This window comes from Rhizobium sp. BK275, assembly GCF_014193555.1.
Classification (GTDB): Bacteria; Pseudomonadota; Alphaproteobacteria; order Rhizobiales; family Rhizobiaceae; genus Rhizobium.
This window is the reverse complement of record NZ_JACHZL010000002.1, coordinates 751,124-764,159: the sequence shown is the minus strand read 5'-3', so window position 1 is coordinate 764,159 and position 13,036 is coordinate 751,124. Positions and strand designations below refer to the sequence as shown.

Annotated in this window: 14 protein-coding genes; 4 read left to right on the top strand and 10 right to left on the bottom strand. The window is 61.9% G+C overall.

The genetic code is table 11. The features are described 5' to 3' along the window. Positions 1-9 precede the first annotated feature (9 nt). Entirely contained in the window at positions 10-237 is a 228-nt protein-coding gene (locus FHT82_RS09650) for a DUF2093 domain-containing protein (RefSeq protein WP_183729018.1), read from the top strand. Here FHT82_RS09650 and lpxK read toward each other — a convergent pair. The 6 genes from lpxK to FHT82_RS09620 form a co-directional block, all read right to left on the bottom strand. Next, the gene (gene lpxK, locus FHT82_RS09645) at positions 234-1,277 is read right to left on the bottom strand and encodes a tetraacyldisaccharide 4'-kinase (protein WP_183729015.1); all 1,044 of its coding nucleotides are present in this window, start codon (positions 1,275-1,277) and stop codon (positions 234-236) included. The two genes, FHT82_RS09650 and lpxK, sit on opposite strands and share 4 nt — an antisense overlap. A 104-nt stretch (positions 1,278-1,381) precedes the next feature. After that, entirely contained in the window at positions 1,382-2,104 is a 723-nt protein-coding gene (locus FHT82_RS09640) for an HAD family hydrolase (RefSeq protein WP_183729012.1), read from the bottom strand. Between the two features lie 9 nt (positions 2,105-2,113). Next, complete coding sequence (gene waaA, locus FHT82_RS09635) at positions 2,114-3,433, bottom strand: lipid IV(A) 3-deoxy-D-manno-octulosonic acid transferase (protein ID WP_183729009.1); 1,320 nt, start codon at positions 3,431-3,433, stop codon at positions 2,114-2,116. Positions 3,434-3,600: 167 nt separating this feature from the next. Then, positions 3,601-3,849 (bottom strand): DUF4170 domain-containing protein, encoded by a 249-nt coding sequence (locus FHT82_RS09630; protein WP_183729006.1) that lies wholly within the window; start codon positions 3,847-3,849, stop codon positions 3,601-3,603. A 62-nt stretch (positions 3,850-3,911) separates the two neighbouring features. Then, complete coding sequence (locus FHT82_RS09625) at positions 3,912-4,718, bottom strand: 3'(2'),5'-bisphosphate nucleotidase CysQ (protein ID WP_183729004.1); 807 nt, start codon at positions 4,716-4,718, stop codon at positions 3,912-3,914. 16 nt (positions 4,719-4,734) lie between these two features. Continuing rightward, positions 4,735-6,084 (bottom strand): TldD/PmbA family protein, encoded by a 1,350-nt coding sequence (locus tag FHT82_RS09620; protein ID WP_183729001.1) that lies wholly within the window; start codon positions 6,082-6,084, stop codon positions 4,735-4,737. 115 nt (positions 6,085-6,199) lie between these two features. On the opposite strand from FHT82_RS09620, the gene FHT82_RS09615 reads away from it, so the two are divergent. Next, positions 6,200-8,011 carry a monovalent cation:proton antiporter-2 (CPA2) family protein gene (locus tag FHT82_RS09615; protein WP_183728997.1) on the top strand — a complete coding sequence of 604 codons (1,812 nt, stop codon included), beginning with the start codon at positions 6,200-6,202 and terminating at the stop codon, positions 8,009-8,011. A 121-nt stretch (positions 8,012-8,132) separates the two neighbouring features. On the opposite strand, the gene FHT82_RS09610 is transcribed toward FHT82_RS09615, so the two are convergent. Genes FHT82_RS09610 through FHT82_RS09600 form a run of 3 tightly spaced genes read right to left on the bottom strand, consistent with a single transcriptional unit; the run spans position 8,133 to position 11,556 of the window. Continuing rightward, on the bottom strand, positions 8,133-9,014 hold the full coding sequence (locus FHT82_RS09610) for a patatin-like phospholipase family protein (protein WP_183728994.1): 882 nt from the start codon (positions 9,012-9,014) through the stop codon (positions 8,133-8,135). A 21-nt stretch (positions 9,015-9,035) separates the two neighbouring features. Further along, positions 9,036-9,596 (bottom strand): 16S rRNA (guanine(966)-N(2))-methyltransferase RsmD, encoded by a 561-nt coding sequence (rsmD, locus tag FHT82_RS09605; protein ID WP_183728991.1) that lies wholly within the window; start codon positions 9,594-9,596, stop codon positions 9,036-9,038. Next, positions 9,577-11,556 (bottom strand): pseudouridine synthase, encoded by a 1,980-nt coding sequence (locus tag FHT82_RS09600; RefSeq protein ID WP_183728988.1) that lies wholly within the window; start codon positions 11,554-11,556, stop codon positions 9,577-9,579. The genes rsmD and FHT82_RS09600 overlap by 20 nt, the downstream gene beginning before the upstream one ends. A gap of 91 nt (positions 11,557-11,647) precedes the next feature. On the opposite strand from FHT82_RS09600, the gene FHT82_RS09595 reads away from it, so the two are divergent. Continuing rightward, positions 11,648-12,085, top strand: coding sequence for a nucleoside deaminase (locus tag FHT82_RS09595; RefSeq protein ID WP_183729234.1), 438 nt, complete (start codon positions 11,648-11,650; stop codon positions 12,083-12,085). Further along, positions 12,082-12,387 carry a hypothetical protein gene (locus FHT82_RS09590; protein ID WP_183728986.1) on the top strand — a complete coding sequence of 102 codons (306 nt, stop codon included), beginning with the start codon at positions 12,082-12,084 and terminating at the stop codon, positions 12,385-12,387. The genes FHT82_RS09595 and FHT82_RS09590 overlap by 4 nt, the downstream gene beginning before the upstream one ends. A gap of 15 nt (positions 12,388-12,402) precedes the next feature. Here FHT82_RS09590 and FHT82_RS09585 read toward each other — a convergent pair whose 3' ends face one another. Continuing rightward, positions 12,403-13,032, bottom strand: coding sequence for a hypothetical protein (locus tag FHT82_RS09585; RefSeq protein WP_183728983.1), 630 nt, complete (start codon positions 13,030-13,032; stop codon positions 12,403-12,405). Between the last annotated feature and the right edge of the window lie 4 nt (positions 13,033-13,036).

The following is a 13,036-nucleotide window of genomic DNA, read 5'->3' as shown; positions in this document are numbered from 1 at the left end:
ATGGAGCGCATGAACTTGTTCGAAGGACACGGGAACCGCGAAGCGAAGATCCGTTATCTCGACGGCGACTTCCAGATTCTGTCACCCGGCTCCTATGTTGTCTGCGCGCTCACCGGCAAGCAGGTCCCGCTCGACGAGCTTCGCTACTGGAGCGTAGCGCGACAGGAACCCTATTCCGACGTCGCCTCGGCACTCGAAGCCGATCGGCGCGCCGGCGTTCTGCCGACCCAGCGCTAAGTTTTTGCCTTTGCCTCCTTGAGCCGCCGTTCCCGGCAGGCCTCGAAAGCCCGGTCGATGATGAGGCCGGGGGCGAGCGGGTCTGTGAAGGCCATTTCCACCTCCACCACGCGGCAGCGGGCCGCAAGTTGTTCCGCCTTGCCGTGATGGCCTGCAAGGCGCACGAAGTCCTTCGAAGTCGTGACGATCGTCAGGTTCTGCTGGTCCGCGGTCGTTAGGAGACCGTCGATCTCTTCTTCGCTGAGGTGTTCGTGATCGCCGAAGGAGGTCACGACCTCGATGGTTGCGCCGAGCGAACGTACAGTGCGGAAGAACTTCTCGGGATCGGCAATGCCGGCAAAGGCAAGCACCTTCAGGCCTTCGAGATGGTTCTCGCCCGGCACTTTCAGCGCAGCCGTGAAATAGGGCTTTGCCGCGCGGGCTGCGATACGGACGATGCGGTCGGCCGCATTGCCATCTCCGACCTTCAGAAGTGCGGTCGCCTGGCGTAGTTGCAGGCCCACCGGTGCACGCACCGGTCCGCTTGGCACGATATAGCCATTGCCGAGACCCCGTGTCGCATCGATCACCAGAAGCGCATAGTCGATCGCGAGGCGTGCGCTCTGGAAGCCGTCATCCATGATAATGAAATCGGCGCCTTCCTCGACCAGTCTGACCGCACCATCGACACGCCGGCGGGAGATTACCGTCAATGCTTCCTGCGCCAGCAGTAACGGCTCGTCGCCGACGGCAACGGCACGATGGTGCGCGGGATCGACAACAACAGTCACATCGAGGGAGCCGCCATGGCCGCGGCTCAGGAAACCGGGCTTCAGACCCTTGGCCTTCGCGGCACGGGCAATCGCAATCGCGGTCGGCGTCTTGCCAGCGCCGCCGACGGTGAAATTACCGACGCAGATGATGGGGATCGGAACCGAGGCGCGGCGCGCATGGGCCATGCGGTAACCCGCCACGCGGCCATAGAGGAAAGAAAGGGGCGATAGGATCCAAGCCTGCCAACCTGCCCGCCTCCACCAGAAAGGCGGCGCTTCGGATATCATGATGCCGTCCTGTTTCCCTTGACCCGCCCTTCATGACGAGGTCCTCCAAAATCGACCGGGCGGATTGAGAAGCCAAAACGCATGAAAATGCAAGTCTTTGCGCGTCAGGCCAGCTGAAGATCCGACAGCAGGGCCTCGATGCCGGTTATGTCGTCGAAGACATGATCGGCTGCACCGGACAGGGATTCACGCGAGCCGGTGCCTGTCAGAACCGCGATCGTCAGTCCCACTTTCGCATTCCTGCCCATATGAAGATCGTGGTTGTTGTCGCCGACAATGGCGACCTCTTCCGGCGACAGGCCGGTCGCAGCGCAGAAACCGAGCACCATGCCGGGCTCCGGTTTGCTGCCGAAACCACTGTCATAACCGGCGATGTAATCGACATAGTTGGAAATACCAAAACGCTGGGCCGTCTGGCGAATCGAGCGTTCGTTGTCGCTGGAGGCGATGCCGAGCTTGAAACCGCGTTTGTGCAGGCGGCCGAAGAAGACCGAGAGATCGGTGACCGGCACGGAGAATTCGGCGGCATTGGCGAAGAGATCGTCGAGCTTGATCGTCAACTCGATGACCTCGACCTTCGAGCCGGCAGCGACGAGGCCTTCGGCGATCTGACGGGTATTGCCGGCGGCAAGCAGGCTGTCGGGAACGATATGACCCGTCACGGGATCCATTCCGCATGTGGCAAGCAGATGGTCGGCCAGAGCTGTGTCGCCTTCGGCGGCGATGCGGGCCAGTTCGCGGTTCACCGGCAGCCAGCTTTCGTCATAATCGAGCAGCGTACCGTCCTTGTCGAAGAGGATGCCCTTGATCTTCACCTCTGCCGACATGACAGCTCCTCAAGCCTGCGCCACGGCCTTCGGCAGCAGGCGCGCCTTGACCGTCAGCGGATTGATATAGGGCTCCAGTCCCTTCAGGGTGGCGGTGAGCGCGCCGCGCATTTCGTGCACGGTGGCAATGCCAGCCTGGATCATATTGCCCCGCGCCTCATCATTGGTCAGCAGATAGTGCACGCCCTTCGCCAGCATCTCGGTATCGCGCACCATGCGGGCGCTGCCGCTGCGGGCGAGCTTCTGATAGGCCTCGCGGAAGTTCTGCACGTTGCCGCCCGAAAGGATGGCACAGCCGAGCATCGCCGGCTCCAGTGGGTTCTGGCCGCCTTCGGCAAAAAGCGAGCGGCCGACGAAGGCGACTTCCGTCAGGCGCAGATAAAGGCCCATTTCGCCGATCGTATCGCCGAGGAAGATATCGATATCGGGAGAAAGGACATCATCGCGCGTACGGCGGGCGACCTTCAGTCCCTGCTTGACGAGAGCAGCCTCGATCTCGTCACCGCGCTCGGGATGGCGCGGCACGATGATCGTCAATTGCCTGTCGCGGTCGCGGAGCGCCCGATGAACGATTCCGGCAGCATTCTCCTCGCCGTCGAAGGTGGAGATCGCCGCCCATGTCTTGCGGTCGCCGATCTGCTTCTTGTAGCGGGCGAAGACAGCGCTATCATAGGGCGGCGCGTCCGTATCGACCTTGAGATTGCCTGAGGTGATGACCGGTACGGCGCCGAGATCGCGGAAACGCTCGGCATCGACATCCGACTGGGCAATCACGAGCGCCAGATTTTCAAACAGCGCCTCGGCAATCGCCGGACGGCGGCGCCAGCGGGCGAAGGAACGATCCGACATGCGGGCATTGACGAGGATCTGTGGAATGCGGCGACGGCCGAGTTCCAGCACGGTCGCGGGCCAGATCTCGGACTCGGCGATGATGGCACAATCCGGCTGCCAGTAATCGAGGAAGCGACCGACGGCGGGCTTCAGGTCCAGCGGCACATATTGATGGATCGCTTCTTTGCCGAGACGTTCGGCGGCAAGCTTTGCCGAGGTGATGGTGCCGGTTGTGAGGATGACGTTGATGTCACGGCGGCGAATCTCACGGATCAGGGGAATGACGGCATTGGTTTCGCCCACGCTTGCGGCATGGAACCAGACGAGCGGGCCTTGCGGCCGGTTGGCGCTCGCATAGCCGAACCGTTCCAGTCGACGGGCACGGTCTTCCTTGCCCTTGGCCGTGCGGTAGGTGATGTAGAGGCCGACGACCGGCGACGCCACAGTTCCCGCCAGACGGTACGCGTTCAGACCGATCCGCGCCATCCGGGAGCTCATTCGGCAGACCTCCGATCCATGCAGATCGACATCAATCCAATTCCCTAATTATCGTTGCGGCCGCAATGACCGATTAATTTGTCCAGAATGCGTCGATCGACGGCGAGGAACCGATACGCAAAAGCCTCCGCTGCGGACAGCGGATGGCCAACAGATTGCTGCGAGGCTCACTTGCTCCCGGTCGTATCCTGCGGGTCAAGCAGACGATGCATGTGGACGATGAAATAACGCATATGCGCATTGTCGACCGTCTGTTGCGCCTTGCCCTTCCAGGCCGTCAGTGCCGTAGCATAGTCGGGGAAAATACCGACAATATCGAGATCCTTGAGATCCCGAAACTGGATACCTTCGAGGTTTTCGAGTTCGCCACCGAATACGAGGTGCAGGAGCTGCTTTTTACCGCCGGAGTCCGTCATTTTTATTCTCTTTTCTGCCTATTCTCCTCCGGCCCCTCATCTGAGGGATTTTGACGAAAACGTCAACCGTCTCTTAGCTGAGTGAGCAAGTCCAGATATTCTTGGAGACGGGTTGTTGGCGTTGCACAAAGAGCGTCGTGGCTGATTTTTTCTCTATTATAGGTTGCCGAGCGGCCCAAGAGATCGACAAGGCGGCCACCGGCGCGATCCAGAATGAGATCGGCAGCGGCAATATCCCAGTCGTGCGCGTTGCGCCCGACAAATGTCGCGTCCAGACGTCCATCGGCTACCATGGCGATACGGTAGGCAAGCGAAGGGATATGTTTGACACGCTCACTGCGCTCGCGGACCGCTGCCGGCAGGATCTTGAACAGTTCCTCGCTGACGGCAAGCTGGCTGATATCGCCTTTACCGCGCATGGACACAGCGATCGGCTTGCCGTTTTTCAGCGCCGGACCGGCTTCCACTGCCTCGTAGAGTTCGTCCAGTGCAGGTGCGTAGAGCACGCCGGCAACGGGACGGCCGCGATGGACGATGCCGACGCTCACGCACCAGAGGTCCTTGCCGGCCAGAAATGCCCTGGTGCCATCGATCGGATCGACAATGAACAGTGTATCATATTGCAGGCGGCCGGCATCGTCGTCGGTCTCTTCCGACAGCCAACCATAGTCCGGCCGTGCCCGGCGCAGGATGGTTTCGAGCGTTTCATTGGCGGCAAAATCGGCGGCGCTGACGGGCGAGCGTTCCTCGTTCTTCCACCAGACTTCCGGTGACTTGTTGAAGAAACCAAGTGCGACGGCGCCCGCCTGTTTTGCAGCATCGGCGATCAGTGCAAGATCGCTCTGCCAGCGGTTGTCCGTGTCGCTCATCTCGTCGATCCGTTCGTCAGCGGCCGGCAAGCGTCATGCCTTCAATGGCGAAGGTCGGAGCCGCCACACCGAACTTGCGGTCGATGTCGTTGGCGAGCGTCAGCCGCATGAACATGTCCTTGAGGTTCGATGCGATCGTCACCTCCGATACCGGGAAGGTGAGTTCGCCGTTCTCGATCCAGAAACCAGTCGCGCCTCGGCTATATTCGCCGGTTATCATGTTGACGCCCTGGCCGATCAGCTCGGTCACGTAGAAGCCGTTGCCGACGCTGCGGATCAATTCTTCGGGCGAAATGTCGCCAGGCTCCAGCGCCAGATTGGTGGAGGCGGGTGTAACCGACGTGCCGCCGCGTACGCCGCGGCCGTTGGTTTCGAACCCGCCGATTTCATTTGCGGTGGAGGTGGACAGGAACCAGTGCTTAAGCACGCCGTCCTCGATCATCACGAGCCGTTCGCCCGATACACCTTCGCCGTCGAAGGGACGCGAGGACGGGCCACGCACGATCAGTGGATCGTCCGTGATCGACAGGCCGGCCTTCAGAACCTGCTCACCCATCTTGTCACGCAGAAAGCTCGTCTTGCGGGCAACGGACGCTCCATTGATGGCGCCGGCGATATGGCCGACGAAACCACGGGCAATGCGGGGATCAAAGATGACGGTGATGCCCTTGCCGGTCGGCACCTGCCTGGGATTGACGCGTTTGATAGCGCGCTCGCCGGCCCGGCGGCCGATTTCGGCAGGATCGTCCAGCTCGGAATAATAGAGGCGGCTGTCGAAATCGTAGTCGCGTTCCATGCCGGTGCCCTCACCGGCGATCACGCTGACGGAGTTGCCGAAGCGCGAAGCCATATAGCTGCCTTCGAAGCCATGCGAGGTGGCGAGCACGAGCCCGCCCATGCCGGCAGAGGCGCCAGCGCCGGAGGAATTGGTGACACCTTTGACTGCAAGTGCTGCGGCTTCGGCAGCAAGAGCCGCCTCCCGCAACTGATCGGCACCAACCTCGGTCGTGTCGAGAAGCTGCAGATCGGGATAGGTTTTTGCCAGCCGGTTCTCATCGGCGAGGCAGGCGAATGGATCTTCCGGCGAGACCTTGGCCATGGCGACGGCGCGTTCTGCCAGCGCCGTGAGGTCGAAACCCGGATTGGCGGAAACGCTTGCCACCCGCTTGCCGACGAAGACACGCAGCGAAAAGTCGTCGCTTTCGGAAGACTCAGTTCCTTCGACCTTGCCTAAGCGAACGCTGACCGATTGCGCACGCGAGCGGACGACGACGGCGTCGGCAGCATCGGCACCTGCCTTTTTCGCCAGATCGATCAATTGACTTGCACGGGAAAGAAGTGTCGAGGAATCGATTTCAGAGGACATGATTTGGCCTTTCCTTCCAGTTCCATTTATTGTGCACTCCCGAAAGCATCAAGGCCGTGGATGCCGATTCTTTTCCTGGCTGCCTGCTTGCCCCGCCACCCGAAAGAAATGAAGCATGTCCGCACCCAACGCGCTTTTCACCGAAATGATCCTGCTGCTCGGCGGCGCGGTCGTTGCCGCACCGATTTTCAAGAAGCTCGGGCTCGGCACGGTTCTCGGTTATCTGGCGGCGGGCATCGTCATCGGGCCGATCTTTCACGGCATCACCGATGGCGAACAGATCCTCAATGTCGCAGAACTCGGCGTCGTCTTCCTGCTCTTCATCATCGGGCTTGAGCTGAAACCATCGCGCCTCTGGCAGATGCGCCGCGACATCTTCGGTCTCGGTACGGCGCAGGTGGTGGTGACGGGTCTGGCGTTGACGGCACTTGCCTGGGCCTCCGGCGTGCTCGAATGGCGCGGCAGCATCGTCGCCGGCTTCGGGCTGGCACTTTCCTCCACGGCCTTCGCCATGCAGATCCTCGAAGGCGATGGCGACGTGAACACCCGTTACGGGCAGCGCTCCTTCTCCATGCTGCTGTTCCAGGATCTTGCGATCGTGCCGCTTCTGGCTGTCGTCACCATTCTCGACAGTGACAAGGGCAGCGGCGACCCGTTGATCGATTTTAGCATATCCGTCGCAGCGGTCGGTGCGATGATCGTCATGGGCCGATACCTGCTGACACCCCTCTTCCAAGTGATCGCCCGCACCGGCGCACGCGAGGCGATGATCGCAGCCGCCCTTTTCGTCGTCATGGGATCGGCGAGCCTCATGCAGCTTGCCGGGCTTTCAATGGCGATGGGCGCCTTCCTTTCCGGCGTCATGCTGGCGGAATCCTCCTATCGCCATGAACTGGAAGCCGATATCGAACCCTTCCGTGGCGTGCTGCTCGCCATCTTCTTCATTGCCGTCGGCCTGTCGCTCGAACTCCAGGTCCTCATCGACAACGCACTCTTCATCATTATCGCCGTGCCCGTTATCATGGCCGTGAAGGCGCTGATCATCTATGCGCTCTGCCGCCTGGCACGCTCCTCGCATGATGATGCCGTGCGCATCGCCTTCCTGCTGCCGCAGGGCGGCGAATTCGGCTTCGTCCTCTTCACCGCGGCAGCCGTCAGCGGCTTGATGCCAAGCAGCACCGCCTCACTGCTTGTTGCGATCGTCACCCTTTCCATGGCGCTGACCCCGCTGGGGTCTGCCCTTTCCAAGCGGATGCTGACGGGAGACGAGCATGAGGAACTGGACGAGGATTTTGAGGGAGCCGGTGCGGATGTGCTGATGGTCGGCTTCTCGCGTTTCGGCCAGATCGCCGCGCAGATCCTGCTCGCCGGCGGCCGCAGCGTCACCGTCATCGACTTTTCCGCCGACCGTATCCGGCAGGCATCGTCCTTCGGTTTCCGCATCTATTTCGGCGATGGCACCCGTAAGGACGTGCTGCGCTCGGCGGGTATCGACAGGGCGAAGATCGTGCTCGTCTGCACGCAGAAGAAAGAGATTACCGACAAGGTAGTCGAGCTGGTACAGGCCGATTATCCCCACACGACACTCTTCGTTCGTTCCTATGACCGCATTCACTCCATCGAACTGCGCAACAAGGGCGTCGATTACGAGCTGCGCGAAACGCTCGAATCCGGCCTGCTGTTCGGCCGGCGCACGCTGGAAGCGCTTGGCGTTGCCGAAGTCGATGCCTATGAGATCGGCGAGGACATCCGCAAGCGCGACGAGGCGCGGCTGGTGCTGCAGGTCTCCGAGGGTCTGCAAGCCGGACGGGATTTGTTGTTCTCGACACCGATCCATCCGGAACCGCTGGTCAAGCCGAAGCGCGCACCCGATCCCTTTAACGGTGATCCGCTTGCAAGTAGGACCGACGTGACGGCGGACGCTTAAAGCGTCGCGATCTTTCAGATTCGCTCGCCACGCTTTAAGTCTTTGTTTTATGCATGTCGTTACCGCAAAACCGCTGCACACTTTTGCGCGACATGCTTTAGATTTCCACGCGTTTCTGGAATTAACGCTTGATCCGCGCCTCGATTTCCCGGTCGAGAGCGTATTTGAGCTCGTCCTTGACACCGACAGACATGGCAAGCACGTCGCGCGCCTTCAGGAAATCCATGACGCCGGTGCGGCCGACCGTGGGACGCAGGAAGATGTGCGGCCGCAGGAGCTTCAGTTTCAGGGAAATCGCCGCCTGCATCATCAATTGCCCTGAGCCGAAGATGCTTTCCATGCGGTTCGGGATATGGGTGCCGTCGCCTTCGGGTGCGCCGACGACATCGATGCCGATGACGATATCGGCAAGGTCCATCAGGCATTCGTAAGGCACGGGATTAGCGATGCCGCCATCGATCATGACCCGCCCATGCAGTCTCACCGGCATGAAGACGGCGGGAATGGCGGATGATGCAGCGAGCGCCGGAAAGAGCTGGCCATGCTCAATTATCACCTCGGCCTGACCGTAATAATCCGTGGTGATCACCTTCATCGGCACCAGGAGATCCTCGAATTTCTGGGGAAGTTCCGACGGCAGGAAGGCTTTCAGGATACGTTCGAGATTGAACTGGCCGATGCGGATGCCCTTGGCCACGGCATCGCGCACGGTCGTCGGGCGCAGCCCCCAGATGCGGCTGACGACGGCGGCCTTGTTGCCCACTGTCGCCAGCGCATGTTCGCGAATTTCCGCGCCGGACATGCCGGCGGCCATGCCGGAGCCCATGATGGCGCCGATGGACGAGCCTGATATCGCTACCGGGCGAATGCCGAGTTCATCCAGCGTTTCGATGATGTGAATATGCGAGAGACCGCGGGCACCGCCGCCGCCGAAGGCGACGGCCACCGTCGGGAGATCGCTGATCGCAGGCGATTTCGGACTGATGATTTCCGCCTGCGGCACGATCTACTCCCAACGCGCCGGCTACTGCGGCTGATACCGGAAGAAATGCACTCTGGTGTCGCCGAATATTCGGCTTTCGAGGAAAACATAGGAGGGATGAACCGAAACGGCAACCTCCGCGCGCTCTTCCAGAACGACGATCGCGCCAGGCTTCAGCCAGCCACCGTCGGCAGCAGCCGCAAGCGCCCTCTCGCCCAGACCCTTGCCATAGGGCGGGTCGGCGAAAAGCATGTCGAACGGTTCGAGATTGCCGACACTGCCGAGATCGGTCGCATCGCGACGCAGGATACGCGTGCGGCCGTGCAGACCGAGCGCATCGATGTTTTCCCAGAGAAGCGCCCTACCCTCCACGCTGTTTTCAACGAACAGCGCATGGCGACAGCCGCGCGAGACGGCTTCGAGGCCGACAGCCCCGGTACCGGCGAAAAGATCGAGAATCCGGGTGCCATCGATGCATTCCGGATAGGCATGGCTCAGAATGTTGAACAGGCTCTCACGCGTCCGATCCGCAGTAGGCCTGATGTCGTTGGATTTTGGTACGGCAAGCGGCCGTCCGCGAAACTCACCGCCGACGATCCGCACCGCGCGTCATTCCCTTACCTTTCGCACCACCTCTGGACGGCCCGCCACTCGGCTTGCCGCCACCACCCGGCCGATCGCCCTTCGGCTTGCCGGAGAAACTCTTTGCGCCACGGGGCTTATCCCCGAATGACTTGTCGCCGCGCGGACGCTCGGAGCGGCCTTCGCCGCCAAAGCTCCTCGCCGGACGCTGAGAGCGTTCGCCACCTTCCTCACGCGGACGATCACGGAAAGAACGCGGACGCTCTTCTCCCTCGGTCCGTGGACGACGTTCGCCACGCGGCTTGTCGCCGAATGGCTTGTCGCCACGCGGACGCTCGGAACGGCCTTCGCCGCCGAAGCTTCTGGCCGGGCGGGAAGAGCGTTCGCTGCCTTCATCATGCGAGCGGCTGCGGAAAGGACGAGAGCCCTCTTCGCCTTCCGTGCGCGGACGACGTTCGCCGCGGGGCTTGCCGCCAAAGGGTCTGTCGCCACGCGGACGATCGGAGCGGCTTTCGCCGCCGAAGCTTCTGGCTGGGCGGGAAGAACGTTCACCGCCGTCCTCGCGCGGACGATCGCGGAAGGAACGCGGCTTGTCGCCAAAAGAACGCTTGCGGTCGAAACCCTCATCCTCGTCGCGCTTGCGAGGCGTCTCGCTGGAGCGGATCCACTCGCCATCCTCTTCGTGGACGCGATTGATCTGCGCACGCGGCCGATCGGCTGCGCGATCGAAGCGGGGGTCCTTCACCGGGGCCGTTTCACCGCGACGGCGCGCGGTCTGGGCGTTCTTGGCGGCCTTGGCCGCAGCCTTCTCACCGAGTGGGCGAGCACCAGGCGCCATCCACACATTGGCGTTGCGCCGGCTGCCGAGAGCCGGGCGCTTCGGACGATCTTCATCGCTATGGCGGTCGTCTGCGCGGCGATCATCTCTACGATCGTTCTTACGATTATCCCGGCGGTCGTCGCGCTTGGTGTCGAGGCGACTCAGCGCACGTTCGCGCTTGTCTTCGTCGCGACGCGGACGCTCGCGGCGCTCGGGCGTTGCCGGTTCCTCAGCCTCTTCGGCGGCAACGGCAGGCGCATTATAGAGCGGCGCATCGAAATTCGCCTTGGCATCTTCGATCAGGCGCGGGCCGAGTTGGTCGCGCAGCGTACGGCCGCGCACCTCGATGACATGCCCCTCGGGCAGTTCACCGAGCTGGAAGGGGCCGTAGGAAATGCGGATCAGACGGTTGACCTCGAGACCAAGCGCGCCGAGCACGTTCTTGATTTCGCGGTTCTTGCCTTCGCGCAGACCCATGGTGATCCAGACGTTGGACCCTTGCGTGCGGTCGAGCGTCGCTTCGATGGAGCCGTAGAGGACGCCGTCGACAGCAATGCCCTCTTTCAGCTTGTCCAGCGCATCCTGATCGATATCGCCATGCGCACGCACGCGGTAGCGGCGCAGCCAGCCGGTGGTCGGCAGTTCCAGCGCGCGGGCGAGACCGCCATCATTGGTGAGCAGCAGCAGGCCTTCGGTATTGATGTCGAGACGGCCGATCGACATGACGCGCGGAAGCTCTTCCGGCAGATTGTCGAAGACGGTCGGGCGTCCCTCGGGATCGGAATTCGTCGTCACGAGGCCCGGCGGCTTATGATAGAGCCAGAGGCGCGTGCGCTCGATACCGCGGATCGGCACGCCATCGACCTCGATCTTGTCTTCGAGCGTTACGTTGACGACGGGCGTGTCCAGGAGCCTGCCGTTCAGCGTGACGCGGCCGTCCATGATCATGCGTTCGATATCGCGACGGGAGGCGACGCCGGCGCGTGCCATCACCTTGGAGATGCGTTCCGCCTTGCTGTCGCCATCCGCTTCGTTCGCAGCGGCTTTCCCGACCGCAGCCTTGAACGGCTTCTCGCCGCCGGTCTTCGGGCCGCTTTTTGACCGGGCTTCGCGCGGGGGAGCCTTGATGCCTGGGCGTTTTGGCTTGTCTTTGGGTGTCATTTGTTGTTTGCCTGCCTTTTCCGGCCTGTCTATCAGGTCATGCACCGGCGGTTAAGTGGAAATTCTTGCGAACGTGAAGACAAATCGATTTATGGAGATGGCACTTGAAGAAGCGCGCGCCGCCGGAGAGCGCGGCGAAGTGCCGATCGGCGCCGTCGTCGTCGTCGATGGTGCCGTGGTCGCTGCCTCCGGAAACCGTACGCGGGAGCTCAACGACGTGACCGCCCATGCCGAGATCGCCGCCATCCGCATGGCCGCCGACAGGCTCGGCCAGGAGCGGCTCGTCGGCGCCGACCTCTACGTGACGCTGGAGCCCTGCACCATGTGTGCGGCGGCGATTTCTTTCGCACGCATCCGCAGGCTCTATTACGGCGCGGAAGACCCGAAGGGTGGCGCTGTCGATAATGGCGTGCGCTTTTACGCCCAGCCAACCTGCCATCATGCACCGGAGGTCTATTCCGGCTTTAACGAGACGGAGTCGGCGGATATGCTAAGGGCATTCTTTTCCGAAAGGAGAGACGTGCCATGATCCTCGCTATCGGAACCCTCATCGTCATGGGCATACTTGCCGCTTACGCCAACCGGACGGTCGCACCCAATGTGGCAAAGCTGCCGATGCAATGGTCGCTGAAGGGAAAGGTGAACTGGACGGCGCCGCGAGCAATCGCTTTCGCCTTCATTCCGGTGCTGGCTGCCGTCGTTTTGGTCGCGATCCTGCTGGGCGACCGGGCGCGCAATACAAACATCGCCTTGATGAGCGGCATCTTTCTGGCCTGCCAGCTTCTGCACATCACGCTGACGCAACGCTGGTTCACAACGTCGCGCCGCTAGTTGTTTCACGCGATCTTACTGAAGGATCTGCCACCACTTGGTGCCGCTGTTTGCGACTGCGGCATCTTTCTTGCGCTGTTTGGCCTTCTTCTGCTCCGGCGTGCCGAGGTCATCGAGCTTTGCCGGATCGTCGACGGCGCGATATTCGGTCGGCGGATCGGAAATGTAGCGGCGCTGGTCGATATAGGCACCCTTCTGCAGGGCGCGCGCTTCGCGATAAGCCTTGGTCTGGGCTTCGGTCGTCTGGCGACCGCCTTCGATGGCGGAACTTGCGAGCGGCGAACGATAGCTCGGATTGTCCGAATTTTCATCGGCTTCCTTGACGAGGCGCGCACGGGCCTCTTCCGGCGATTCAACCCACTGAGGATTATCCTTGTTGGCCACCGTTTCCTGCGGCTGAACGAGGGTCTCCTTCTGGTCTTGCGCGGGCATGACGAGCGTCGGGCGCGGGGTGTATTTCACGCCGGTATTCTTGGGACCGGGACCGGTCAGCGAAACGGACTGGCCGAGGTCGTCGGCAAGCTGCTCCATGGCGGTCTTGTCGGTGCCGTAGGTCGGGCTGCTGGCGCAGCCGGACATCGTGGAGCTTGCTGCCATCACAAGAGACAGGCAGGCGCCCAAACGGAACCAATGCGTCGCTAACATGAAA

Bases quoted from the DNA above. Each gene is read 5' to 3' on its own strand.
- FHT82_RS09595 (WP_183729234.1), top strand. From the start codon at position 11,648: ATGGAGATGGCACTTGAAGAAGCGCGCGCCGCCGGAGAGCGCGGCGAA.
- waaA (WP_183729009.1), bottom strand. From the start codon at position 3,433: ATGAGCTCCCGGATGGCGCGGATCGGTCTGAACGCGTACCGTCTGGCG.
- FHT82_RS09585 (WP_183728983.1), bottom strand. From the start codon at position 13,032: ATGTTAGCGACGCATTGGTTCCGTTTGGGCGCCTGCCTGTCTCTTGTG.
- FHT82_RS09620 (WP_183729001.1), bottom strand. From the start codon at position 6,084: ATGTCCTCTGAAATCGATTCCTCGACACTTCTTTCCCGTGCAAGTCAA.
- FHT82_RS09615 (WP_183728997.1), top strand. From the start codon at position 6,200: ATGTCCGCACCCAACGCGCTTTTCACCGAAATGATCCTGCTGCTCGGC.
- FHT82_RS09640 (WP_183729012.1), bottom strand. From the start codon at position 2,104: ATGTCGGCAGAGGTGAAGATCAAGGGCATCCTCTTCGACAAGGACGGT.
- FHT82_RS09650 (WP_183729018.1), top strand. From the start codon at position 10: ATGAACTTGTTCGAAGGACACGGGAACCGCGAAGCGAAGATCCGTTAT.
- FHT82_RS09590 (WP_183728986.1), top strand. From the start codon at position 12,082: ATGATCCTCGCTATCGGAACCCTCATCGTCATGGGCATACTTGCCGCT.
- FHT82_RS09630 (WP_183729006.1), bottom strand. From the start codon at position 3,849: ATGACGGACTCCGGCGGTAAAAAGCAGCTCCTGCACCTCGTATTCGGT.
- FHT82_RS09625 (WP_183729004.1), bottom strand. From the start codon at position 4,718: ATGAGCGACACGGACAACCGCTGGCAGAGCGATCTTGCACTGATCGCC.
- lpxK (WP_183729015.1), bottom strand. From the start codon at position 1,277: ATGATATCCGAAGCGCCGCCTTTCTGGTGGAGGCGGGCAGGTTGGCAG.
- FHT82_RS09600 (WP_183728988.1), bottom strand. From the start codon at position 11,556: ATGACACCCAAAGACAAGCCAAAACGCCCAGGCATCAAGGCTCCCCCG.